Origin of the sequence: Bacillus sp. MYb78, from assembly GCF_002975115.1 — a bacterium.
GTDB lineage: Bacteria > Bacillota > Bacilli > Bacillales > Bacillaceae_G > Bacillus_A > Bacillus_A cereus.
Genome location: NZ_PCOB01000011.1, coordinates 1 through 23,538, shown reverse-complemented (window position 1 = coordinate 23,538; position 23,538 = coordinate 1). Strand labels below are relative to the sequence as shown.

Below are 23,538 nucleotides of genomic sequence, written 5' to 3'. Positions count from 1 at the left end.
CCGGTAGGTCCAGTAGGTCCTGGAGGTCCACCAGAAGGCCCAGTAGCTCCGGTTATTCCGGTAGGCCCAGTTGCTCCAGTTATGCCGGTAGGTCCAGAAGGCCCAGAAGGCCCTATTTGAGGTAAAGGAAAGGGTATGTGGCAACAATTCTTTTTAAATTTACTCATTTTTACACCTCCCTTATAAATTAACTATCAATTTATATTTATACTTTAACAACTTATGAGTAAACAGACACACGGGTGTAAGGAAAAAACCTATGAAAATTACATAATAGATTTTAAGAGCAAGCCTCTATTTTAAATTCCATACCAAAAAGAGCAGCTAGCAAAAGCTAACTGCTCCAAACAGGGATGTGTCTCTAGATGTAGTTATAGTATAAACGGAATATTGAGTTTTATTCAGGGAGTAGAAGGAAATGAATAAACTTAGGCTGATCCAACTTGGTTTTGGTCTGCAACATCAGAATCAAATGTGTTTGTCGCGCTTACACCGTTAAAGGTATTAACAACAAAAGAAACATTTGATGCTCCTGAACCATTATAAGATTTTGTATTCTCTTTTGGAGAAACATTATAAAAATCACCTAAATTGAAAGATCCATTACTGTTTTGAACGACAAGATTTCCAACGACAGAAGGCATACCATTCACCCACTTTCTTAGGAAGTATTTAAGTTAGTATATGGTGTATGTGTCTAGGGGTTCATTTGGATCTAAGATTTCGAAGTTATTGCTCGTGAAGATTTTAATAAAATAATCCTTTTGAAATTATATAGGTAAAATTCACATTTGAGCAGCTTTTTGAATGTAATAAGGTATTAAATTAATGAAAACGCCCAAAATTGGACAAAACTGTTTCATAAGAAGGAGTGAGATGGTTGAATAATTTAAAGAAAAAGAAACTAAAAAAAGCAATTGCTCGTCGTACAAAGGCTATACAAAAATATGAGAAAGACAGAATAGATAAAGCTTGGAGGAATCTTTTTATACAGACAAGTATCATGAAATAAATATAGTCTGGCTAGAAAACTAGAGGACACCAATTCATTAAAGCAGCAATTAAAGCTGTTTTAGGAATAGGTGTCCTTTTTATGTTGAAAAGGGAGATGGGGAAATGAAGGTGTTAAAGGATCAATTACGTGAATGGAAAAAGAAATCCAAGCAAGGAAAGAAAAAAAACAAGAAAAAACAAAAAGAGAAATTAAGCACTCGTGATATTGAAGATTTAATGGGGATGTATAGACCTTGCTATGAACGAAGACGTGGAGCAATAAGACAAAAGTAATTTAAAAATAAAAAGGAGTGGTCTTACATGACTAAACAATTATCTTTCTTACCAAAAATCGATAGAACGGCGACACAAGAGGAATTAGAAGGTGTGTTGGAAAGCATACGTATACATAGACAATTTGGGGTGATGCGTAAAGAAATGAGAGTCACTCCTTCTTATGAAATACGTGAGCATGGTCCTACACATACAGTTGGAAAACCATTAGAAGATGTTGCTATAGTAAATATTCAACAAAGCAAAAGAGAAGAGTGGATTGAAAAAATGTCATTACGTATTGATCAGTTTCTAAATCGATTAGGAAACGGACGTGCAGGAAGTATTCAAAGAGATATTATTTATAAACGTTATTTAGAAGAAGAGGATGTGTGTGACTACATGGTTTATAACGAGATAGGGATGTCAGAGCGCACTTATCGACGTTGGAAGTCTAAAGCGTTTTATAAACTTGCTTTTGCACTAGGATTAGAAGTTTATGAGACAGAAGAAACTGGAGGTAATAAATAATGAATTTTGTTCAACCGATACGTGATCCAGAGCAAATACAACAAATTAAAGAATATCTAAAAGAAAAGAATGAACGCAATTATATTTTGTTTGTAATGGGAATTAATACAGGTCTACGTATTAGTGATATTTTAAAACTGAAGGTTGGAGATTTAAATGGCAGCCATATATCAATGCGTGAAATGAAGACAGGTAAGCAGAAACGTATTCGGATTACTGCAGCATTAAGAAGAGAGTTAAAGTGGTACATTGAAGATATGGAAGACTATGAGTATTTAATTAAGAGCAGACAAGGAAAGAATCGACCAATCGGAAGAAGCATGGCATATAAAATACTTAGTACCACAGCAGCAAAGTTTGGTTTAGAAGAGATTGGGACACATACATTACGTAAGACATTTGGATATCATATGTACATGCAGACAAAGAACATAGCTTTGCTGATGGAGATATTCAATCATTCAAGTGAACGAGTAACGTTAAGATATATAGGAGTAAACCAAGATGCAATGGATAAAGCAATGACTAGGTTTAAAATCTAATCATTGCTTTTTTGTTCAAGGATAGTAACACATGCTTATCGACTTAAGAACAGAAACTTACGCTTGAACATAAAATCAAATTTAGATGAGCAAAGCTATTTCAAGTGAATAGAATCCACTCTTTAAGAATACATAAAAAATATATATACAAGCGTAGTCTAATCACTACATCATTGGCGAAAGTAGAATTCTATAAATTTTGGAGGAAGAGATATGCAAAAAAAGGTTCTCCTGTTTACAGATTTAGGGATTGATGATGCGTTTGCTATACTGTACACCTTTTTTCGTAAAGACATTCAACTTGTAGGAATCGTGGCCGATTATGGAAATGTATCAAGAGAAAATGTAATTAGTAATATTAACTATTTAAAGTACATTTCGGGAAGAGAAGAAATACCTGTATTCCTTGGTGCTTCTGTACCGTTGACAGGTATATTGATTCAGTATTTCCCTGAGGTACATGGAAAAGTTGGATTAGGACCTATTATTCCACCTGAAATTTCATATCCAGTTTATCCTTTAAATGATATTTATCAAATTATAGAATCGAATTTAGAAGAACTTACAATTATCAATTTAGGAAGACTTTCTTCGCTAGCTACGACTTTTGTATTGAATTTAGAAACAATGCGAAATGTAAGAGAATGCATTTGCATGGGGGGAGCTTTTTTCTATCCAGGTAACGTAACTGCTGTGGCTGAAGCTAATTTTCACGCAGACCCTTATGCAGCAAACTTAATTCTGCAACATGCAAAGAACTTGACAATTATTCCTTTAAATGTGACCCAACATGCGATTGTTACACCCGAAATGGTCCAGCAAATCGATGCATTTCATCGAAATACACAGGATCTTGCAGGACTCATCATCAAACCTATGCTAGATTATTATTATAATTTCTACTCCAAGTCTAATCCTGGTATAAGTGGAAGTCCTATGCATGATTTTGTAACGGTGTGGTATTTGCTGAATCAAGAGGCTGTTAGTCTTTCAAGGGTACCCATTAAAGTAATTCCTGATCAAGGGGAAGGATTTGGTCAAAGCATTGCAGACTTTCGTTTCGTTACTAATCCAGGCTATAAAACGCATAATGTAGCTTTTCAGTTTGATTATGAAAGATTCAGGAAGGATATTATGGAAACGTTCTTAAAGAAGAGAGTGTAAAAGACTTTATTCATTTTATTTAACGTATAGGAATCCAACTTTTTAGGTTGAAATTCTCTTAGCATACAAAATTTTTGAAATTTTGGCTGTATCTCATCACTATCAAGCTAATAAAATAAAATCCCGCTAAAAATAAAAATCCACTGACTATTTAAAGTAATTAAATGCAGTGGATTTTTATATTTGGAGTACATTAAAACTTTAAATTGGTAGCCATGTTATTCTACCCCATTCTATACAGTTACTCATTTTTATTGTGTTGTGTAACTCAAAAGAGGAAGTGTTATGAAGCTATGAATATCAAAGGCTGTGGCATTTGGCTTAGTTACACAAAATATAAGATATGGGTAAGTGGTAGTATCAAGGAATTGAATGGTGTATATACATAAATATAAAATGTAAGGGGGAGGTAATGGTGATTCATGTTAAATGAAGAACTATTAGAAGTAATAATTAGATACAAAAGGAATACTGGAAAAAATCCTGATGTGTTAAAGCTAAATCCAACTTATTTTAGAAATGTTTTAGAAGAATTGAATTATCCAAAGTGGATTATTAAAAAGAAAATGACAGAAATGAAAAAAAGTATATTTGGTGTACCAGTGGAATTAACAGATGCAGTGGAAAAATTTGAACTATGAAAAGGTTGGCAGAGTCGTGACCGCTTTTTGGCAGGAAATGTGTCGGTTATTTTGGAATTAACGTGTTATATTTGTATTGTGGGAAGTGGCGGGAAACACAACTCACTATGTTGTTTCTAAAATTCTAAACGGTTCGTAATGATGGCACATAAAATCCGAAACCAGCAGATGGTAACGATTGAATGATACCATTATTAAGGAGAGCTTTTGCTCTTCTTCCAGCTACTTAATAATGTTGGTGCAGAGAAACGTAACAACATTAGGTGGTTGGAAGAAGAATAAAACTTCAATTACCGTAGTTAAAGTACAAATTAATACTTAATGAAAAAAGCATCCGAATGGGTGCTTTTTATTTTGGAGGAGGATGAATGATGGATTTAACATTAGAAAGTTTAGAAAAGTGTTTTAATGAAGCTGTGGATGGAGGGCGGAGTATGTTGCTGTTGTAATTGAAGTGACCGGATTCCTAAGTGATGAAGTGATTATCAATAGTAAGCATAATATCGCTGCAAAATTAGAGTATTATAAGAAAACATATAATGATGATTTAGAACATAGATATGCTTCAGGTATTCGTATTATAGGATTTGCACATGGATATTCATTTTCAGGAATTCAACGTGATTTAGGATTATCAGTGGAATAATGATTAAACCAATAGCAATTATCGTAGGCGCTGCCGTGATCGGTTTAGCGTCTTATTTATTGTTAAGTAAAGATAGGTAGAAACTATAGACTAGTAAACAAGCTGTTTTTGACTTTTAAACATAGAATATGATGAAGTTCTATTTTTAAGAGGAGGTAATCAAATTTATGGGATGTAATGGTAATTTCAGACATTTTCGAGATTGTGATAGATTTTGGGATGATTTAATGTTCTGTAGACGCAGACGTAGAGATTTTAACGATTGTCGTTGCAGACGTGATCGTGACTGCGATTGTGATGAATGTCGTCGCAGACGTAATCAGCATCATGACTGTGATCATGATAAGCGTCGAGATTGGTAAATTCCTTTGGAAGAGTGCTTTGAAGAAAAGCACTCTTTTTTTGTTCAAGGATTTTCTGGTCTTATTTGTTAAGGGATGATAAGGGGTAAGGGTAATGTGTGAGCATAAGTATCAAGTGTTAGGGAGTGAAACGCAAACATTCTTTGCTGATGGTGGGCAAGTAGCTATTGATGTATCTGCTACATTCTTTTATGAAAAGTGTCTTGATATTCAATATCGTGAGGAAAGAATTAATCCAGGAGTGATTGAAGTCAATGACTAGACATTACTTAATCAATACATTAGTTAATTGGCGTGAGAGTATCGAAAAATTCCATATGAATTATTCATTACAACATTTGAAGGATCATTGGCAAATGAGTGATGAAGAAGCTTTAGAAACATATCAAGAAGAACTCGTACCACTATTATCAATGGGTTATAACTGGTATGAATATAAACATCCGAAGTTACGTGAGTTATTAGGAGAATGGTAAGGAGTGAGGATAGATGAGTAAGGTTTCTAGATGTTGTTTAGTTTGTGACTATCAAATTAAAACGTATCATTCGCCAGAAGATGAATATCAAGAAGTAACTGTTTGTCCGAAATGTAATGGTGCTTTTGTAGATATGTTTAAGCTAGGGAAGTACAAACAATCTAACGAGAGTGTAGAACCCTTATTACAAATTGTACAATCAGGTATCAATGCTGTTCCTGTTGTACTGTACAAAGGTAAAGAGATAAAGGGAAGAGTAAGGATTAGCTTTGATTGGAAGACAAACTACAATCGTAGATCAGGTACTTACATTCATATCGAACATGTAGAAGATACCGAGGAACGTATTAACACAAAGATCATACAGCACAATTATCCTATTGTGGAAGAAGAAATGGAACTGATATATGCGGACGGAAGAATATAAAACCAAACAACAGAAGCGTAAGTTCTATGACAGTGGTGAGTGGAAGAGTATACGAGAGCAAGTAAAGAAGCGTGACAACTATGAATGCCAAGAATGTAAACGAAATGGTTGTGTCCAAACAGACACGAATGAATACAGTGAGAGTGCAAAGCGTAAGAAGATTCAACTCGTTGTCCATCACATAAAAGAACTAGAACATCATCCAGAACTTGCATTAGAAATAGACAATTTAGAAACAGTCTGTGTGGATTGCCATAATAAAGAACACGGTAGAACATTCAAAAAGAAAATCAACAAATGGGAACACGATGAAAAGTGGTGAAAATGATTCAGAAACAGTGCCCCCCCTTAAAATATTTCATTAGAAATTGCTCTATGGGGCACCGGAGGAGGGGGTCGATTTTTCAAATTTATAACCAAATTCGCGCGTTATATCAAATTGGAAAACGATGTAAATCAGAAGGGAGGGATATTGTGGCTAGAGTGAAGCGTGAAACAATGAGAAAAAGGATTGAAAAGGATCTAACAAATCAATTAAAAGAAAAAAAGATTGTAGGTAATCATTATACTGACTTAATTCAAGACTATTTATCGTTGTGGGATATAAAGTGTATTCTTGTTGATGATATTGAAGAAACAGGAATAAAAGTATCTGGCATGCATGGTCCGAAATCCAATCCTTCTATTAATGATTTACATAAAACAAATGATCGAATGATAAAGATTTTAGATGCACTTGGATTAGAAGCATCGGCAGAAGAAAAGAAAGTTCCTTCAAAACCTGTGCGCTCAGTTAAAGATTTAACATGATTCAAAATAAATATGTCACTGAATATATTGAGATGTATCGCGCAGGGAAAATTAAGCTGAATAAAGAGCGCATAATGCTAATTGAGTACCTGGAGAAATACATTTTAATACGCGATGATTTGTATTTCGATAATGAAATGCATGAGGACTATATAAAATTCACTGAGAAATGGTACTTTGAATTGCAAGCATTTCAAAAGTTCCTAACAGCATTTGTTTTTCTTTTCTATAAAGAAGATGATTCTGTTTTTTACGAGCAATTTTTAATTATGATGGCTCGTGGTGGTGGTAAAAACGGTTTAATTTCATCATTATGCCATTTCTTTATTAGTCCGCTGCATGGAATAGATCGATACAATGTTTCAATTGTGGCAAACAACGAGAAGCAGGCTAAAGTTTCTTTTCGTGAAGTCTATGATGCTATTAAAGGAAAAGAAATACTAGAGGATATGTTTTATCGAACCAAGGTAGAGATATTGAGTAACGATACTCAAAGCATTATGCAATATCATACATCTAATGCTGGTTCTAAAGATGGACTTCGTGACGGTTGTGTTATTTACGATGAAATACATCGATATGAAAACTTTGATGTAGTAAATGTATTCTCTAGTGGACTTGGAAAAGTACCAAATGCTAGAGAATTTTTTATTGGTACAGATGGCTTTGTTCGCGACGGATTCCTGGATAAAACAAAAGAGCGAGCGATGAACATTCTAAAGGGAAAGGATTTAGAAGATCCATTATTTCCTTTTATTTGCAAGATAGATAATCCAGAAGAAATTGATAATCCTGATGTATGGGAAAAAGCGAATCCAATGTTTAGTGAGCCGAGAAGTTCTTATGCTAAACAATTATTTAAAAAGGTATTAACTCAATATAAACAATTAGAAAATAATCCTTCAAATCGTGAAGAATTCATAACAAAACGTATGAATTATCCTGAAACAGATTTAACAAAATCTGTAGCTTCATGGGAAGAAATCATGCGTACTGGTTTTGAAGAAGATGGGGAAACGCTCAGAGAGGTTCCAGATTTAAAACATAAAGTAGCTGTAGGCGGACTTGACTTCGCCAGCATCAAAGACTTTGCGGCAGTCGGTTTACTATTTAAACACGGTGAAGATTATATATGGAAAGGTCATTCATTTGTACGTAAAGGATTCTTGGACAAGGTGAAATTAAAAGCACCTATTTATGAATGGTCTGAAGATGGCTTACTAACTATTGTGGATGAACCAGTTATTAATATCTCTCATATTGTAGATTGGTTTGTAAAAATGCGTGAGATATACGGGTTTAACACAATAGTAGCTGATACTTTCCGTCTTGATCTTGTTAAGACAGCACTTGAAGCTGAAGGTTTCATATTATTATACATTCGTAATCCAAAAGCGATTCATTCACTTTTAGCTCCACGAGTTGAAACATTATTTGCAAACAATCGTATTATTTTTGGTAATAATCCATTAATGCGTTGGTACACCAATAACGTCTACGTCCACATCAAAAAAGACGGCAACAAAGAATATTTGAAGAAAGATGAATTTAAGAGAAAAACAGATGGATTCCAAGCCTTTATCCATGCATTATGGCAAGCGGATAACATTCTTGTGGATGAATTCGACTTTATGTTAGACGGTATTAAATTCTAATAAAGGGGGTGATAATCATTGGATGGTTGGACGCAGTATTTAAAAGAAATAGTGAAGTAGGATTTATGTTTGATGTGGAAATGTTTATTGAAAAAGCAAATAGAGTCCATATGAAGCGACTAGCGATTGATACATGTATTTCTTTTTTAGGAAGAACAATAAGTCAGTCGGAATTCAGAGTGAAAAACGGTGAAGAATTTGAAAAGGATGAGCTTTATTACCGATTAAATGTTAGACCAAATAAGAATATGACAGCAAGTACTTTTTGGGAGAGTTTTATTTATAAACTTATTTATGATAATGAAGCTTTGATTATCCAAGCGGATGATGGTGATCTACTTATTGCTGATGACTTTGAACATAACGAATATGCTGTGTTTGAAGATACTTTTACAAATGTCACTGTAAAAGATTATCAGTTTAAGAGAAGTTTTAAACAAAGTGAAATCATTCATTTAAGATACAGGAATGATAAGTTATCACCTCTTATCGATGGTTTGTTTACTGATTATGGTGATTTATTCGGTAGAATATTAAGTTCTCAAAAACGTAAGAATCAAATTCGCGGAACAGTTGATATGGACATGCTCGCTGCAAAGAGCAAAGAACACCAATCAAAACTGCAAGAGTTCATTGATAACATGTACAAAGCGATTGGAGAAAAAGATGTCGCTATCATTCCACAACAACCAGGTTTTAAGTATGCTGAAACGTCAGGTGGAGCAAGTTCAGGGCAGAGTGTGGAGGAAATTAATAAAGTAACAAATGGCTTCTTAAATCAAGTAGCAATGGCTTTTGGTATTCCAACTGCTTTGATATATGGCGAAATGGCTGATGTTGAGAAGCAAACGAAAAATTATATGCTTTTCACAGTGAAACCTTTATTAAAAAAGATTTCTGATGAAGCAAACGTTAAATTTTTTGAAGAAGAAGAATATCTTTCAGGTCAAAAAATTGAAGTTAAAGCTGTTTCTTATCAAAGTATATTTGACCTTGCGACAAGCATCGATAAACTTATTTCTTCAAGTGCATTTACAGGGAATGAGATTCGATTAGAAGTAGGATATGAGGTTTCTGATGATACTAACTTAAATACACATCATATTACGAAAAACTATACGAAACTAACTGAATCTGAAGGAGGTGAGAATACAAATGACGGTGAAAATTGACGTTAAAGGACCAATTATTTCGAATGATGAAGCTTGGATTTATGATTGGTTTGAAATGGATGCTACAAGCCCAGGTAAGATTACAAAACAATTGGATAACGCAAATAGTGAGGATTTAATTGTATCAATCAATAGTCCTGGTGGTTATGTAGATGAGGGTTCGGAAATTTACACAGCATTAAAAAATTATCCTGGTCATGTGGAAGTTCAAATTGTTGGTTTAGCAGCAAGTGCGGCTTCTGTAATTGCTATGGCAGGTGATAAAGTTCGAATTTCTCCAACAGCAAAAATCATGATTCACAACGCTGCTAAGTGGCATGGTGGAGATCATCGTGACATGGAAAAGGCGGCTGAGATGTTAAAAATAACAGATCGAGCAATTGTAAATGCCTATGTCATTAAAAGTGGTAAATCAGAGGAAGAACTACTTAACATGATGGCTGAAGAAACTTGGATGGGTCCGCAACAAGCATTAGAAAACAATTTCGCGGATGAAATCATGTTTATGGAGAATCCAGTTAAAATGACAGCTTCAATGGCTACTGCTGCCATGCTTCCGCAAAAAGTAATAGATGGTTTTAGAAATGGAACCATGAACAAAGGCCAAGGAATCACAAAAGAAGATTTAAATGCAGCATTATCAGGATTGAAAAATGAAATCCTGAATGATTTACAAAACAATATAGAAGAACAACCAAAGGAGCCGAATCCTAAACCTGTAAAAAACAGTGGGATTAAAGGGCTCCTTTTAAAATTATAAAAAACGGGGGAAACACATAATGGTTATTAAATTTAATAAATCTGAAGCATTTAATAAGGCAAAAGCAAAATTGACGGATACTTTAACTAACGCGGAAAGTACAGAACAAGAACAGACGTCAGCGTTTGAAGGTTTCTTTGATGCACTACAAACAGATGTAGCAAATACTGTTCGTGAACAAGTAAATAACGATATGCTTGATCGTTCAATTTTACAGCAACGTGGTCAAAATGTTTTAACTTCAGCAGAAACAAAATTCTTCAATGCAGTTGTTAAAGAAGGTGGATTTACAGATGGCTCAATTCTTCCTGTAACGACTCAAGAGCGTGTGTTTGAAGATTTAGTTACAGAACATCCCTTATTAGCTGAAATTGGTTTGCAAGATTTAGGAGCAGTTACGAAGTTTATTTATTCTGATGCAACGAAGGCATATGTATGGGGCGAATTATTCGGTGAAATCCGTGGGCAAATTGATGCCATCTTCAAACAAGAAAAAATTGGTCAACTTAAATTAACTGCATTTGCAGCAATTCCGAATGACATGAAGGAACTGGGACCGGAATGGATTGAACGTTATGTTCGAACTGTTTTAGTAGAAACATATTCTGTCGGTTTAGAATTTGGCTTTATTAATGGTGGCGGATCTGTAGCACATCAACCAGTTGGTTTAATGAAAGATGTAAATCCAGAAACAGGTGCTGTTACTGATAAAAAATCTTCTGGTAAACTAACATTTGCTCCGTCTGATAAAGGGGTAATTGTAGCAGGTGAACTTTATGAAGTAGTAAAAGCTTTATCTGTTGATGCAAAAGGAAAATCCAGAAAAGTATTAAATAAAATTGTAATGGTAGTGAACCCGATTGATGCGATTGGCGTACAAGCACGTAATACAATCCAGACCGCAACAGGTCAATGGGTAATGGCATTACCTTATAACATTAAACCCGTCGAGTGTGAGGAAGTGCCTGTTGGTAAAGCATTATTCTTTGTAAAAGGACAATATATTGCTGCAATCGCAGGTGGATACAAGCTAAAAGAATTTGATCAAACATTAGCTTTCGAAGATGCTACACTTTATACAATTAAACAATTTGCTAATGGGAAACCGAAAGATAATAAAGCGGCTCTTATTTACGATTTAGAAATTTCATTTACACCACCATCAGAAACAAAATCTAAATAAAGGGTGAAGTGAATGAGAAACGCAACAATTTCAGATGAAATATTGCAAGAGTTTAAGGAAAGGATGCACTTAGGCGATGAGGAAGACGATAACCTAAAGCGTACCCTTTCTACGTCTAATCAGTCTTTATTGAGAGTTTGTGGCGATTACGATATAAATACTGACGAGGAGTTCAAGGAATTAGTCTTTGAACGCTCTCGTTATGTCTATAACGATGCCTTAGAGTATTTTGATAAGAATTTTTTAAGTCAGATTAATAGTTTAGGTGTTGATAAAGCATTAGAAGAAATTAAGTTGGTCGGTGATTAGTATGCGTCCTTTTCAGTACAAGAAACCACTGAATACAGGCGATTGTAGAAATAGAATCATTATTGAAGAACCTGTAGTAATAAAAGATGAATTAAACCAAGCAATCGAAACATCTTGGCCAGAATTTAAAAAAGCCTGGGCGATGATAAAAACAGTGAAAGGATCTGAGTACATTGAAGCTTCCGCTTCACAAGCTACACGGGTTTATCGATTCGTAATTCCATACACTTCTGGTATTACGGAAGAAATGCGAATTAATATGAAAGGTCGTATCTTTGATATCATCGAACCGCCAATGAATGATGATGAAATGTATCAAACATTGACTATTATCGCAAAGGAGCATGTTTAATATGAGTGATTTTGCGAGTGATCTTGCTAGAGAATTGCAAAGATATGCAAATGTTGTGGAAGAAGAATTAACAAATGCACAAGAAGATGTAGCTGATATTGCTGTAAACAAGTTAAGACAAAATAGTCCTAAAAAAACAGGTGGTTATCGTAAAGGTTGGCGTAAGAAAAAAGTAGATAAAGCCGTTGTTATCCATAATACAAAAGGGCAATTAACGCATCTTTTAGAAAATGGCCATGCGAAAGCTAGTGGTGGCCGAGTACTGGAGAAAGTGCATATTCGTCCCGTTGAAGAGTATGTAATTGATGAATTGCCAAAACGTATTGAAAGGGCAATTGAATCATGACATTAACATTAGGAGAATTTATAAAAATTCTTGAAGCTACAGGCTATCCTGTGGCTTATTCGCATTTCATAGCAACACCAGGTAATCCAGTTCCAGCGCCACCGTATATCTGTTTTCTTGTGGATGGGTCAGCAAATTTAATGGCTGATAACAAGGTGTATCACAAGATAAATGATGTAAATATAGAGCTTTATACAACTAAGAAAGATGTAGTTGCGGAAGCCAAGCTAGAACAAGTTCTAGATGATCACGAGATTCCGTATGACTCGTATGGGACTTTTATTGAATCTGAAAATATGTATCAAAAATTTTATGAAACGAGGTTGATATAAATGAATGAAAATAAAGTAGCATTTGGTTTAAAGAATGTCCATTATGCGCTTTTCGATATTAAAGATGGTGTAGTTACATTTAATACACCAATTCCATTACCTGGTGCGGTTGAATTAACGTTTGATCCACGAGGGGATTTAATTGAATTCTACGCTGATGACATGCTTTATTACGCTGCAAGTAATAACCAAGGGTATGATGGAACGCTTTCTATTGCGACTATTCCGGAACAATTTGCAATTGACGCACTAGGAGAGGAATTAGACGAAGAAGATGGTGTGTTAAATGAGTTAGCGGATGCTAAAGGAAAATCATTTGCATTATTATTTGAATTTGATGGCGATGTACGAGCAACTCGACACGTTATGTTTAACTGTTCTGCAAGTCGTCCAACACTTGCATCTAAAACGAAAACAAATTCAGCGGAGCCAAATACAAATGAACTTAAATTTGTATCCAGCCCTATTGATATTAATGGAAAACGTATGGTTAAAACGAAAACTACTACTAAATCAAAAACAGATATTTATAATAATTGGTACAAAAAAGTGTATACAAAAGTACCTGCATTACCAAAAGGAGCGTAAGTAGATGGAAAAGACAATTACAATAGACGGAAAACAGGTCAAATTAAAAGCTAATGCAGCATCAGCCAAGCGATATAAGGCGCAATTTAGACGGGATTTATTTGCCGATATGTTTAAATTAGGGGCTATAGGTACATTCGCTTCGCAAGATGCAACAGAAGGCACTATTGATTTTTCTAACTTAGATTTCGATAAAGTAGATTTTGAAGTTTGTTACGATCTAGTTTGGTTATACGCTAAAACAGCTGATCCTGAAATTCCAGACCCGATGACTTGGTTAGAAGGGTTTGATGAGTTTCCTATTTACGATATAATGCCGGAAATTAATGAGATGGTTCAAAAAACAATGGGAGCAAAAAAAAAGTAAAGAAAATTAATGAAGAGCAAGGGACTTTCGGTGATGAAGAATTAAGCACTGAATTGTTCCTTGCTCTTTGTTATGAAGCAAAGCTTACATATTGGGACTTAGAAGTGATGACGATTGGTGATTGTTTTGATTATATCGCTGAGTATGCTGAAATGAAAAATCCAGGAAAAGAAAAAGTTCGAAAAGCAACTCAAGAAGACTTTAATGCTTTCTAAGAAAAAGGGGTGAGATAATGGCAGGAGGAAAAATTAAAGGAATTACGATTGAAATTGGAGGGAATACGCAGCCGTTACAAAATGCCTTAAAAGACGTGAATAAGCAAAGTGATTCTTTGACTAAAGAGTTAAAAGATGTTGAACGTTTATTAAAGTTTGATCCCGGTAACGTTGAGGCACTTGCTCAAAAGCAACAGTTGCTTACACAACAAATTGAAAAAACTACACAAAAGCTCGATAAATTAAAAGAAGCGGAGCAACAGGTTCAAGAGCAATTTCAGAATGGGAAAATTTCAGAAGAGCAGTACCGCGCATTTAGGCGTGAAATTGAATTTACACAAGGGTCACTTGATGGTCTGAAAAACAAGCTCGGTAATATGAAAGCCGAACAAGAAAATGTAGCAAGTTCAACACGACAATTAGAAACTTTATTTAGTGCTACAGGAAAAAGTGTTGATGATTTTGCGAGTGCATTAGGTAATCGTCTTGTAAATGCAATTAAAAGTGGATCGGCTACAAGTCGACAGTTAGAACAAGCAATTGGTCTTATTGGTCGTGAAGCTTTAGGAACTGAAGCTGATATTGAAAAATTACAACGTGCCCTTCGATCTGTGGATGCCGGAAACTCTATACAACAAGTACAAAATGAGTTAAGAGACTTACAACAAGAAGCCGGCAGAACCGAGAAGAAGTTTGAAGGTCTAAAAGTAGGATTAGAGAATGTTATCGGTGGATTAGCAGCTGGTGGTGGAATTGCAACAGCTGTTGAAAAAGCACTTGATATGTCAAAATTGAAAACCAAAATTGATATATCTTTTGATGTCCCTGAATCCTCGAAAAAATCAGTAGAAGAAGCAATAAGAGGCGTAACAGCTTATGGAGTGGATGCTGAAGAATCACTTGCTGGTGTACGTAGGCAATGGGCTTTAAATAAAGATATTAGTGATGAAGCGAATGCATCTATCGTTAAAGGTGCAGCAACAATCGCGCAATCCTATGACGGTATAGATTTTACAGAGTTGATTCAAGAAACCTATGAAATAGGAAATGAATTAGGAATAACGCAAGATAGTGCTCTTGGTATGGTTGATGCTTTGTTAAAAATGGGATTTCCGCCAGAACAGTTAGACATCATTGCTGAATATGGTAGCCAGCTAACCCGTGCAGGTTTTAAAGCTGAGGAAGTCCAAGCAATTATGGAAGCTGGTGTTGAAACTGGTAGTTGGAATATTGATAATCTTTTAGACGGACTGAAAGAAGGTAGGATTCAATTAACTGAATTCGCACAAGGAGCTGATAAGGCTTTAAAAGAAGCGCTTGACGGTTCTGGTATTGCGAATGAACAAATAGAAAAATGGGGAGCATCTGTCGCTAAAGGCGGAAGAGATGGCGCAGCAGCGATGGTAGAAGTAGCTAAAGCTATTGACGGAATAGAAGACCCAGTTAAGAAAAATCAGGTTGGGGTTAAAGTTCTAGCCACTATGTTTGAAGATCAAGGTCAAAATTTAACAAACACTTTAATTGAAGCTTCTAAGAAAACAAAAGATCTTCAACAAAACCAAGACAACTTAAATGAATCTGTTAAAAAATTAGATGCAAATCCAGCAGTAAAGTTCCAAAAAGCGATGGGCGATTTGCAAATGGCTCTTGAACCTATACTAGGAGTAATTGCTGATGTTGTTGCTAGTATTGCTGATTGGATTTCTAATAATCCAGAATTAGCAGCGACCTTAGCAGCAGTTGCAACGGCTATTGGAGTAATTTCAGGGGCACTTATGGCTATTGCACCAATTGTTGTATCGGTCATGGGGGTATTTGAAATTGGGGCCGCCGCGGCACTAGGTATAGTTGCTATTGTTCCTATTATCATAGCCGCTATAGTTGCTCTAGGAGTGGCTATTTATAAAAACTGGGATGATATTAAAAATTGGACAATAGAAGCATGGGATTCTATTAAAGAGTACTTAGTAGAGCTTTGGGATGGGATATCCCAATCCTGTAGTGAAGCATGGTCTTCATTTTTAGACGTAATGCATGAATTTTTTGATCCAATAGGTCAATTTTTTAGTGATTTATGGGAGGGGGTAAAGCAGGCGTGTAGCGATGCATGGAATTCTACTGTTGAATTCTTTTCTGAAGCATGGTCTTCTTTCATAGAAATGATGCACAGTTTCTTTGATCCAATAGGTGAATTCTTTAGTAGTTTATGGTCTGGTATTGTTGAAACTGCTTCCTCCTGGTGGTCCTCTTTAGTTGAAACAGCATCTGAATTGTGGGGAACATTAACGCAAGCATGGCAAGAAACATGGGATACAATTCTTACTGTTTTAGATCCAATTATTTCGGCAGTTTCTACCGTTTTAGAAGCTGGTTGGTTGTTAATACAGGCAGGTGCACAAATTGCATGGGCGGCAATCTGTCAATATATTATTCAACCGATTCAGGAAGCTTACGACTGGATAAGTACACAAATCGGTGAAATGGTCACTTGGCTTGGTACACAATGGGAAATTGCAAAAGCTATGGCACAAATTGCTTGGGGACTATTTAAGCAATATATTATTCAACCTGTTCTAGACATTTGGAACTTAGTAAAAGAAAAGTTCAGTGATTTAGTTTCTTGGCTAAATTCACAATGGGAGACAGTTAAATCATATACATCAGCAGCATGGGGGTTATTTAAACAATATATTATAAAACCTGTACAAGATACTTGGAATTTAGTAAAAGAAAAGTTTAGTGATTTATCCAATTGGATGTTAGGAATTTGGGCGAAAATAAAAGGCTATACACTTGAAGCGTGGAAGATGGTTTACACATACATCGTTGAACCAGTTATTTCAGCTTATAATTCTGCAAAAGAGAAATTCAATGATATGTACAATACAGCACGGGAAAAATTTGATTCTGTTAAGAATGCAGCTCAAGAAAAATTTGAAGCGGCAAAACATTTCATTATAGATCCAATTAAAGATGCAGTTGACAGTATAGAAAAATTCATTGGAAAGATTAAAGGATTCTTTAGTGACTTGAAGTTGAAAATTCCAAAACCAGAAATGCCACCTCTTCCACACTTCAGCTTACAAACTAGTACGAAAAACATTTTAGGAAAAGATATTACATTTCCGTCCGGCCTCAATATAGATTGGCGTGCAAAAGGTGGTATCTTCACTAAACCGACTATCTTTGGAATGAATGGCGGAAACTTGCAAGGTGCAGGAGAAGCGGGGCGAGAAGCAGTGCTTCCCCTGAATAAAAAGACACTTGGAGATATTGGTGCAGGAATTGTAGCAGCCATGCCACGACAACAGTTTGTTATGCCGGGAGAAATAAATCAACTAATGGATGAAATGAGCCGTATGATGGCTAGTTCTGTGAGTCAATTATCAGGATTAAAGAGTGTCATGAGTGGTGTATATGGAAGCATGTCAAATAGTAGACAAGCTATGGCAAGCAGTGTATCGAATCAAGTGATTAATTACGGATCTGGTTCATCTTCTAGTGGTGGAGTAATTCCAATACTTGGTGGAGATTTAGTTGTTGAAGTTCCAGTTATTTTAGAGGGAAGAGATGTGGCACGTGGTACTTATCGATATACAACCGAGTATCAAGATAGAGAAGAAAAAAGAAACTCAGCCTTTTAGGTTTGGGTTTCTTTTATTTTAGAGAGAAGTGGGGTGACGGTATGAGTTCTTTTACATTTAACAATATACGTAAGGATTTTATTCAAATCGAAAAAGGCTGGAAAAGGCCAGCTTGGGCGCCATTAAAACGAAAATTTCTAAGTGTTTCAGGTTATCCAGGTGCAAGATTATTAACGACAGAAACTGAAATGCGAGTTTTACCTGTTCCGGTCGGAATTATTGTTCCTGATGGATCTGACGTAGAAACATTAAAAGAAGAAATTGCAGAGTGGTTAATTACAGAAAAACCTGTTGAATTAGTCTTTGATGTAACACCTGATAGGACATACCTGGCGGTTATTGATGAAGATTTTGATCCTGAGGATTTTATTACTTTAGGTAAAGGTGCTTTGAATTTTGTTTGTCCAATGCCATATAAGTTAGGACCTACTAAAACGGTAGAATTTGAAATGGATGGACATGGGTTAATAGCAAATGTGCAAAACAAAGGAAGCGTCGAATCTAACCCAATTATAGAAGTTGAAGTAACGAAGCCTTCCACATTTCTTGATGTATGGAATGGAACGGATTATTTTCGTATTGGATATCCATTGAAAGCAGACCAGGTTCCAGTGGAAAGAAATCAACGTGTGTTATGGGACGAAATGGGGACAACCATAGGATGGACAGATGTTCCTAAAACAGAAGATATGACTGGTGGAGGAAAGTTTAAATCAGATGGATATCGTTTTATGGCTGAATATCTAGGTGAACCTACAGTAAAAGGATGGCATGGTTGCATAGCCAAAAAGAATATTCCACAAGGACCTTTACAGGATTTCATCATGCAAGCCTATGTACGTATTAATAGTCATCATTGGGATCAAATGGGACGTGTGGAAATAGGTCTTCTTGATGAAAATAGCGATTATGTAGCCCGTATATCAATGAGTGATGTCCAATGGGAAGCGGAGCAAAACAGTGGATTTGCTAGTGTGGGGAACAGTAAGAAACCTGGTGGGCAAGTTTTAATTAATGAACATGGAGATCATCCAGATACTTGGACTAATTTTAGAGGGCGATTATGGCTCGCTAGGACAGGTAATAGATGGGAAGCGTATATTTCTAAGTTTATATTAGGTACTGAAATCGATGATGCTGAAAGGTTCGTTGTCTGGTTTGATGAAAATAACGTGAATATGAATAAAGTCACTCAAGTACAAATCAGCATTTCTCAGTTCTCTAACAACATGTTTTGTTCGCAAATGTCTATTGACGATTTGAAAATTTGGAAGGTTAACATGAATACACAAAATAATCCTCCTTATATCTTTGATGTTGGTGACAAAGTAGTTATTGATACTGAGCGAAGTCTTGTAACGATAAATGGTAAAAGTGCTATTAATCTAAAAGATATATTTAGTGACTATCCTGTTATTCATAAGGGTTCGAATAAACTAGAAATCATGCCTTCAACTGTCGGAACAGCCAAAGTAACGTATAGGGAGCGATTTAGATGAGGACACCAAGTGGAATCTTACATGTTGTTGATTTTAAAACGAGTCAAATTGTTTCCAATATACAACCAAAAGATTATTGGGACGATAAACGACATTGGGAAATAAAAAATAACATTGATACATTAGAGTTTAAAGTGTTTGATAATACAGATCATGCAGTGACACTCATGCAGCAAAATTTAGTTTTAAAAGAAGTTCGTGATGGTCGCATTGTTCCATATGTAATTACTGAAGCTGAAAAAGATTCAGATGATAGATCAGTCATTGCTTATGCATCTGGTGAATGGATTCAACTCGCGAAAGCTGGCATTGTCAATCCACAGAAGATTGTAGGTAAAACAGTCAATGAGTTTATCGATATAGCTCTTGTGGGTACGAAGTGGAAAAGAGGAAAAACAGAATACGCTGGCTTCCACACTATGACGATTGATGAATTTATAGATCCACTGAAATTTTTAAAAGACATTGCTTCCTTATTCGATTTAGAAATTCAATATCGCGCGGAAGTTGTAGGGTCTCAAATTGTTGGTCGTTATGTAGATATGGTGAAAAAACGAGGACGTGATACAGGCAAAGAAGTAACTCTTGGTAAAGATTTGATGGGTATCAAACGAATTGAGAATTCCCAAAACATCTGTACAGCCCTATTAGGATTCGTAAAAAAAGAAGGTGGAGACTTTATAACCATCTCTAGTATTAATAATGGAATTCCTTATCTTGTAGACAATGATGCATTCCAGCGATGGAATGAACAAGGACAACATAAATTCGGATTCTATACACCGGAGACAGAGCAAGATATAACACCACAACGTTTAATGACTCTTATGAAAACAGAGATAAAGAAACGCGTTAATTCATCTGTTTCTTATGAAGTAAATGCACAAAGTATCGGTCGTGTATTTGGACTAGCTCATGAGCTAATTAATGAAGGCGACACAATTCGAATTAAAGATACTGGATTTACACCGAAACTTTATTTAGAAGCACGGGTAATAGCTGGTGATGAATCATTTACTGATCCTTCACAAGATAAATATGTATTCGGAGATTATCGAGAAATTGTGGATGCTAATGAAGAATTACGTAAGCTCTATAATAAAGTCCTGGCTTCAATAGATAGTAAACAAGAAATTCTTAATCGGCTAGATGAGTTAGTTAAAGAAACTGTTGTAACAGCAAACAATGCTCAAAAAGAATCTGAAGTCGCGAAGAAACTTGCGGAAAAGGTCCAGGAAAACCTAAAAAATAATACGGTGAATATTATTGAAGCTAAAAATCCACCGTCCGATAATCTTATAGTAGGTAAAACAGTGTGGCGAGATATTACCAACGGTAAACCGGGTATTTTAAAAGTGTGGAACGGTAAAGGTTGGGAGCTTCTTATTCCTGATGTAGAGTCAGTAAAGGAAGAAACACTGAAACAAGTTAATAAAGATATTCAGCTCACAAAAGAAGAATTAAACAAAAAAGTGGAAGAAGCGCAAAGCGAAACCAATGGACAATTCAAGGAAGTTAAAAATAGTCTCCAAGAAGTTTCGCAAACTATTAAAAATGTACAAAACTCTCAAGGTGAAATTAATAAAACTGTTTCTGAAATGAAACAAACTAACGAGGGTTTTACTAAATCTATTGAATCATTAACAAAAAAAGATGGTGAAATCACTGGAAAATTAAATACAGTCGAAGATACAGTTGAAGGTACAAAACAAACTATTGCCGATGTGAAGCAAACAACAAACGTTTTAACAAAAACAACAAATGAAATAAAGAACACGGCGACTTCAAATAAGCAGACCATTGAACAATTACAAACCGACATGAGTAACATTTCTGTAGGTTCAATTAATCTAGCAAGCGATTCAGAAACAGGGTTAAACAAACAGAATATGACTGGAACATGGTCAGACAGTAAACAAATGACTCTTTCTAATAAGATTAATTACAGAAATAAGACGTTTACTATTTCTTTTTTATTCACTGGGAAAATGACTAAACTTAATACAAATCCTTGGTTCGGTGTAGAAACGGCAATAACTTATACAGACGGAGAGCAAGAATGGAAATCTGTACGTGCAGACTCACAATTGAAGATTAATGTAGATTATAAGGACGAGCCTCTAACTGTTACATTCAAAACAAAAGATAAGGATGTAACTCAAATTAGGTCTTATTACTCTGGACGAAATATTGATGGTAATTTAAACTCACATCATGCGAAATTGGAAGAGGGGAACATAAGAACTACATGGCAGCCTGCTAATGATGAAGTTACTTCTAAAGAAACGTTCACGAAAAAAACAACTGAGATTGAGCAAAGTGTGAATGGAATCAAAGAAAGTATTAAAACGGTAGAAAAAACACAAACCTCTTTTAATGAACGTGTTAACACTGTAGAAAAGAATGCAGAAGGAACAACTGCAAGTGTTAAGAAATTACAGGAAACACAAACTGAGCAAGGAAAAACATTAACTCAGGCTACTACAACAATAAGTCAACATTCTGAAGCATTGAAATTAACAATGAAAAAGAAAGACGTTGAGGATTATGTAGGCGGTTTAGGTACTGTCAACGAATTGCGTGATGCGGATTTTAAGTTAGGGCAGAAATATTGGTTTTGGAATAGTGGTAATGGAGCAACTGGATCTGTTGATACGAATTTAAAATACAAAGGTATGAATACATTTGCAATTACCGGTACTGGCCAGACTCAAGATCGTTGGTGGGGACTTACAAGTCAATTCATTGAGTGTCAGGTTAACGAGGACTTTGTTGCATCAGGTTATTTCAATACAGATGGGAAAACACTTATTGATAGTGGCGGTGCATTTATAGAAATTGAATGGTGGAAGGCTGACAAAAAAACTCGTGTTAAAACAGCTAGAACTAATATCAAGGTTGTAAATCATACATGGGTTCGTGCTGTATGTACAGATAAAGCGCCAGCTAATGCAGCGTTTGTGAGATGGCGTTATTACGTTACGAGAAATGGGCGTTTATGGTGTGCTGCACCTATGTTACAACGTGGTACGATAGCTACAGAATTTTGGTTACATCCGAAAGATCAAACCGATGTTGATAAAATGCTAGAAGATCTAGCTAATAGAGTAGCTACTGAGAAATACAATCAAAAAGTTACAGAGTTAGAAAGAAGTATTAGTGCTACTGAAAAAGGCGTTTCAATTATCTCTGGAAAACAAGAAACGTTTATAAATGAGACTTATAATGCCTATGTAAAGAAAACGGAATCTAAGTTAGAAGTGTTAGATGAAGGGATTTTAGCGCAGATTTTAAAGGACGGCATTGTCACTGCGATCAATATGTCCCCTGGGAAAATTACAATCAATGCTGCAAAACTGGATATTAATGCCGATACAATGGTGCGATGGTTAACCGCAAAGGGTATTGATACGAATCTTATCAAAATTAATGGCGATAAGATTACCATCGATAAAAACGGCGTTACTATTAAAATGTTAGACTTCCTTTTTGAAGATGAATGGGGAACGAAAACAACTGTTATGCCAAAACGAAATTTAATAGCCGATCATGATTTTTCTAGTGTTCCAAAATTGAACATAGGTAACCCAAATTATCAGGGGTTTGGTGCTGGATATGGTCTACCTTGGAAAGTACAAGGAAACGGTGTAGTGATAGAAAATAACACTTTTATATTTAACTATGAACAAATGGTAAATGCAGTCCGTGTCGACACGTATAATTATCCAGAAACAAAGGTTCAAAACGGGATTCATCCAGGAAACTCTTATACATTGTCAGCGCATTATAGAACCGCACAGATTAACGGTGTGCGTACAACTGCAAAACCACGATTGCAGGTATGTTTTGTTACGCCATTGGATGAAGTGGGTTATAAAATTTGGCACGAAATATATAAAGATTTTCCAGAGCCATCTACATTTTATGGTGAAATTAGAAGGTATAATTTCACATTTACCGTTCCTAACAATTACAATCCACAAGAACATATGATTGTAGTTAAAGTTACAGCTGCAAATGCGCAAGTTTCTGCGGGTAGAGCTGTTTGTGTTTCAGGTATAACATTGGTTAGTGGTAACTATGCTTGCATGTATAACTGGGATCGTGCGGCAGCAGAAAGGGCTGATGGTCTTCAACCGTTTAATAAAATTGCTATAGGCGGCGTAAATAACAACATAGGTCCAGCTGATCATGGGCAGACCTTTGATATAAGTACAGAAAAGGATGTATTCATAAATCAACCTATTCTAA

Annotated in this window: 26 protein-coding genes and 2 pseudogenes (1 of these 28 only partly in view); 26 read left to right on the top strand and 2 right to left on the bottom strand. The window is 35.5% G+C overall.

Translation table 11 applies throughout. From position 1 onward, the window contains the following. Both CQ064_RS19915 and CQ064_RS19910 read right to left on the bottom strand, forming a co-directional pair. Window positions 1-134 (bottom strand): annotated as a pseudogene (locus CQ064_RS19915) (BclA C-terminal domain-containing protein); its annotated part reaches 581 nt to the left of the window's first position; the annotation flags it as partial. Window positions 135-428: 294 nt separating this feature from the next. Beyond that, window positions 429-644: a spore germination protein gene (locus CQ064_RS19910; RefSeq protein WP_001141572.1), complete on the bottom strand. Its 216-nt coding sequence runs from the start codon at window positions 642-644 to the stop codon at window positions 429-431. Between the two features lie 236 nt (window positions 645-880). On the opposite strand from CQ064_RS19910, the gene CQ064_RS19905 reads away from it, so the two are divergent. The 26 genes and pseudogenes from CQ064_RS19905 to CQ064_RS19775 form a co-directional block, all read left to right on the top strand. Next, window positions 881-1,012 carry a DUF3983 domain-containing protein gene (locus tag CQ064_RS19905; RefSeq protein ID WP_001061238.1) on the top strand — a complete coding sequence of 44 codons (132 nt, stop codon included), beginning with the start codon at window positions 881-883 and terminating at the stop codon, window positions 1,010-1,012. Window positions 1,013-1,116: 104 nt separating this feature from the next. After that, window positions 1,117-1,287 (top strand): hypothetical protein, encoded by a 171-nt coding sequence (locus tag CQ064_RS33670; RefSeq protein ID WP_000866139.1) that lies wholly within the window; start codon window positions 1,117-1,119, stop codon window positions 1,285-1,287. A 27-nt stretch (window positions 1,288-1,314) separates the two neighbouring features. Continuing rightward, window positions 1,315-1,797 (top strand): ArpU family phage packaging/lysis transcriptional regulator, encoded by a 483-nt coding sequence (locus CQ064_RS19895; RefSeq protein ID WP_000166167.1) that lies wholly within the window; start codon window positions 1,315-1,317, stop codon window positions 1,795-1,797. Further along, entirely contained in the window at window positions 1,797-2,339 is a 543-nt protein-coding gene (locus CQ064_RS19890; RefSeq protein WP_001012136.1) for a site-specific integrase, read from the top strand. The genes CQ064_RS19895 and CQ064_RS19890 overlap by 1 nt, the downstream gene beginning before the upstream one ends. A 213-nt stretch (window positions 2,340-2,552) precedes the next feature. Beyond that, window positions 2,553-3,503, top strand: coding sequence for a nucleoside hydrolase (locus CQ064_RS19885; protein ID WP_001170299.1), 951 nt, complete (start codon window positions 2,553-2,555; stop codon window positions 3,501-3,503). Between the two features lie 422 nt (window positions 3,504-3,925). After that, a complete protein-coding gene (locus CQ064_RS19880; protein WP_000930972.1) occupies window positions 3,926-4,144 on the top strand; it encodes a hypothetical protein in 219 nt (72 codons plus the stop codon). Window positions 4,145-4,515: 371 nt separating this feature from the next. Next, window positions 4,516-4,790: pseudogene (locus CQ064_RS19870) on the top strand (hypothetical protein). 167 nt (window positions 4,791-4,957) lie between these two features. After that, window positions 4,958-5,152 carry a hypothetical protein gene (locus CQ064_RS34105; RefSeq protein WP_015055180.1) on the top strand — a complete coding sequence of 65 codons (195 nt, stop codon included), beginning with the start codon at window positions 4,958-4,960 and terminating at the stop codon, window positions 5,150-5,152. A 94-nt stretch (window positions 5,153-5,246) separates the two neighbouring features. Continuing rightward, window positions 5,247-5,414 (top strand): hypothetical protein, encoded by a 168-nt coding sequence (locus CQ064_RS33665; RefSeq protein WP_000333210.1) that lies wholly within the window; start codon window positions 5,247-5,249, stop codon window positions 5,412-5,414. Continuing rightward, window positions 5,407-5,628, top strand: coding sequence for a thioredoxin domain-containing protein (locus CQ064_RS19860; protein ID WP_000196709.1), 222 nt, complete (start codon window positions 5,407-5,409; stop codon window positions 5,626-5,628). Before CQ064_RS33665 ends, CQ064_RS19860 begins: the two co-directional genes overlap by 8 nt. Window positions 5,629-5,641: 13 nt before the next feature. Beyond that, entirely contained in the window at window positions 5,642-6,055 is a 414-nt protein-coding gene (locus CQ064_RS19855) for a hypothetical protein (protein WP_000049336.1), read from the top strand. Continuing rightward, window positions 6,036-6,377 (top strand): HNH endonuclease, encoded by a 342-nt coding sequence (locus tag CQ064_RS19850; RefSeq protein WP_001258474.1) that lies wholly within the window; start codon window positions 6,036-6,038, stop codon window positions 6,375-6,377. Before CQ064_RS19855 ends, CQ064_RS19850 begins: the two co-directional genes overlap by 20 nt. A 152-nt stretch (window positions 6,378-6,529) precedes the next feature. Continuing rightward, window positions 6,530-6,865, top strand: coding sequence for a P27 family phage terminase small subunit (locus CQ064_RS19845; RefSeq protein ID WP_000124844.1), 336 nt, complete (start codon window positions 6,530-6,532; stop codon window positions 6,863-6,865). Further along, the gene (locus CQ064_RS19840) at window positions 6,862-8,520 is read left to right on the top strand and encodes a terminase TerL endonuclease subunit (RefSeq protein WP_000615661.1); all 1,659 of its coding nucleotides are present in this window, start codon (window positions 6,862-6,864) and stop codon (window positions 8,518-8,520) included. Before CQ064_RS19845 ends, CQ064_RS19840 begins: the two co-directional genes overlap by 4 nt. Before the next feature lie 8 nt (window positions 8,521-8,528). After that, a complete protein-coding gene (locus CQ064_RS19835; RefSeq protein ID WP_003318934.1) occupies window positions 8,529-9,692 on the top strand; it encodes a phage portal protein in 1,164 nt (387 codons plus the stop codon). Beyond that, complete coding sequence (locus CQ064_RS19830) at window positions 9,676-10,452, top strand: head maturation protease, ClpP-related (RefSeq protein WP_000216400.1); 777 nt, start codon at window positions 9,676-9,678, stop codon at window positions 10,450-10,452. The genes CQ064_RS19835 and CQ064_RS19830 overlap by 17 nt, the downstream gene beginning before the upstream one ends. A gap of 19 nt (window positions 10,453-10,471) precedes the next feature. After that, complete coding sequence (locus tag CQ064_RS19825) at window positions 10,472-11,635, top strand: phage major capsid protein (RefSeq protein WP_000234856.1); 1,164 nt, start codon at window positions 10,472-10,474, stop codon at window positions 11,633-11,635. Window positions 11,636-11,647: 12 nt separating this feature from the next. Then, the gene (locus CQ064_RS19820) at window positions 11,648-11,944 is read left to right on the top strand and encodes a hypothetical protein (protein WP_001243203.1); all 297 of its coding nucleotides are present in this window, start codon (window positions 11,648-11,650) and stop codon (window positions 11,942-11,944) included. A gap of 1 nt (window position 11,945) precedes the next feature. Further along, complete coding sequence (locus tag CQ064_RS19815; protein WP_001247272.1) at window positions 11,946-12,296, top strand: phage head closure protein; 351 nt, start codon at window positions 11,946-11,948, stop codon at window positions 12,294-12,296. A gap of 1 nt (window position 12,297) precedes the next feature. Beyond that, window positions 12,298-12,642, top strand: coding sequence for an HK97 gp10 family phage protein (locus CQ064_RS19810; RefSeq protein WP_001279008.1), 345 nt, complete (start codon window positions 12,298-12,300; stop codon window positions 12,640-12,642). Beyond that, complete coding sequence (locus tag CQ064_RS19805) at window positions 12,639-12,974, top strand: hypothetical protein (RefSeq protein WP_000176452.1); 336 nt, start codon at window positions 12,639-12,641, stop codon at window positions 12,972-12,974. Before CQ064_RS19810 ends, CQ064_RS19805 begins: the two co-directional genes overlap by 4 nt. After that, complete coding sequence (locus CQ064_RS19800) at window positions 12,975-13,562, top strand: major tail protein (protein WP_001004907.1); 588 nt, start codon at window positions 12,975-12,977, stop codon at window positions 13,560-13,562. It abuts the gene before it with no gap. 4 nt (window positions 13,563-13,566) lie between these two features. Beyond that, window positions 13,567-13,929 carry a hypothetical protein gene (locus CQ064_RS19795; protein WP_000415912.1) on the top strand — a complete coding sequence of 121 codons (363 nt, stop codon included), beginning with the start codon at window positions 13,567-13,569 and terminating at the stop codon, window positions 13,927-13,929. A gap of 232 nt (window positions 13,930-14,161) precedes the next feature. Next, window positions 14,162-17,788 carry a phage tail tape measure protein gene (locus CQ064_RS19785; RefSeq protein WP_000897025.1) on the top strand — a complete coding sequence of 1,209 codons (3,627 nt, stop codon included), beginning with the start codon at window positions 14,162-14,164 and terminating at the stop codon, window positions 17,786-17,788. A gap of 41 nt (window positions 17,789-17,829) precedes the next feature. Further along, the gene (locus CQ064_RS19780) at window positions 17,830-19,287 is read left to right on the top strand and encodes a distal tail protein Dit (protein ID WP_000094125.1); all 1,458 of its coding nucleotides are present in this window, start codon (window positions 17,830-17,832) and stop codon (window positions 19,285-19,287) included. Continuing rightward, on the top strand, window positions 19,284-23,538 hold a 4,255-nt coding region (locus CQ064_RS19775), incomplete at its 3' end, for a phage tail spike protein (RefSeq protein ID WP_105559688.1). The genes CQ064_RS19780 and CQ064_RS19775, both read left to right, overlap by 4 nt.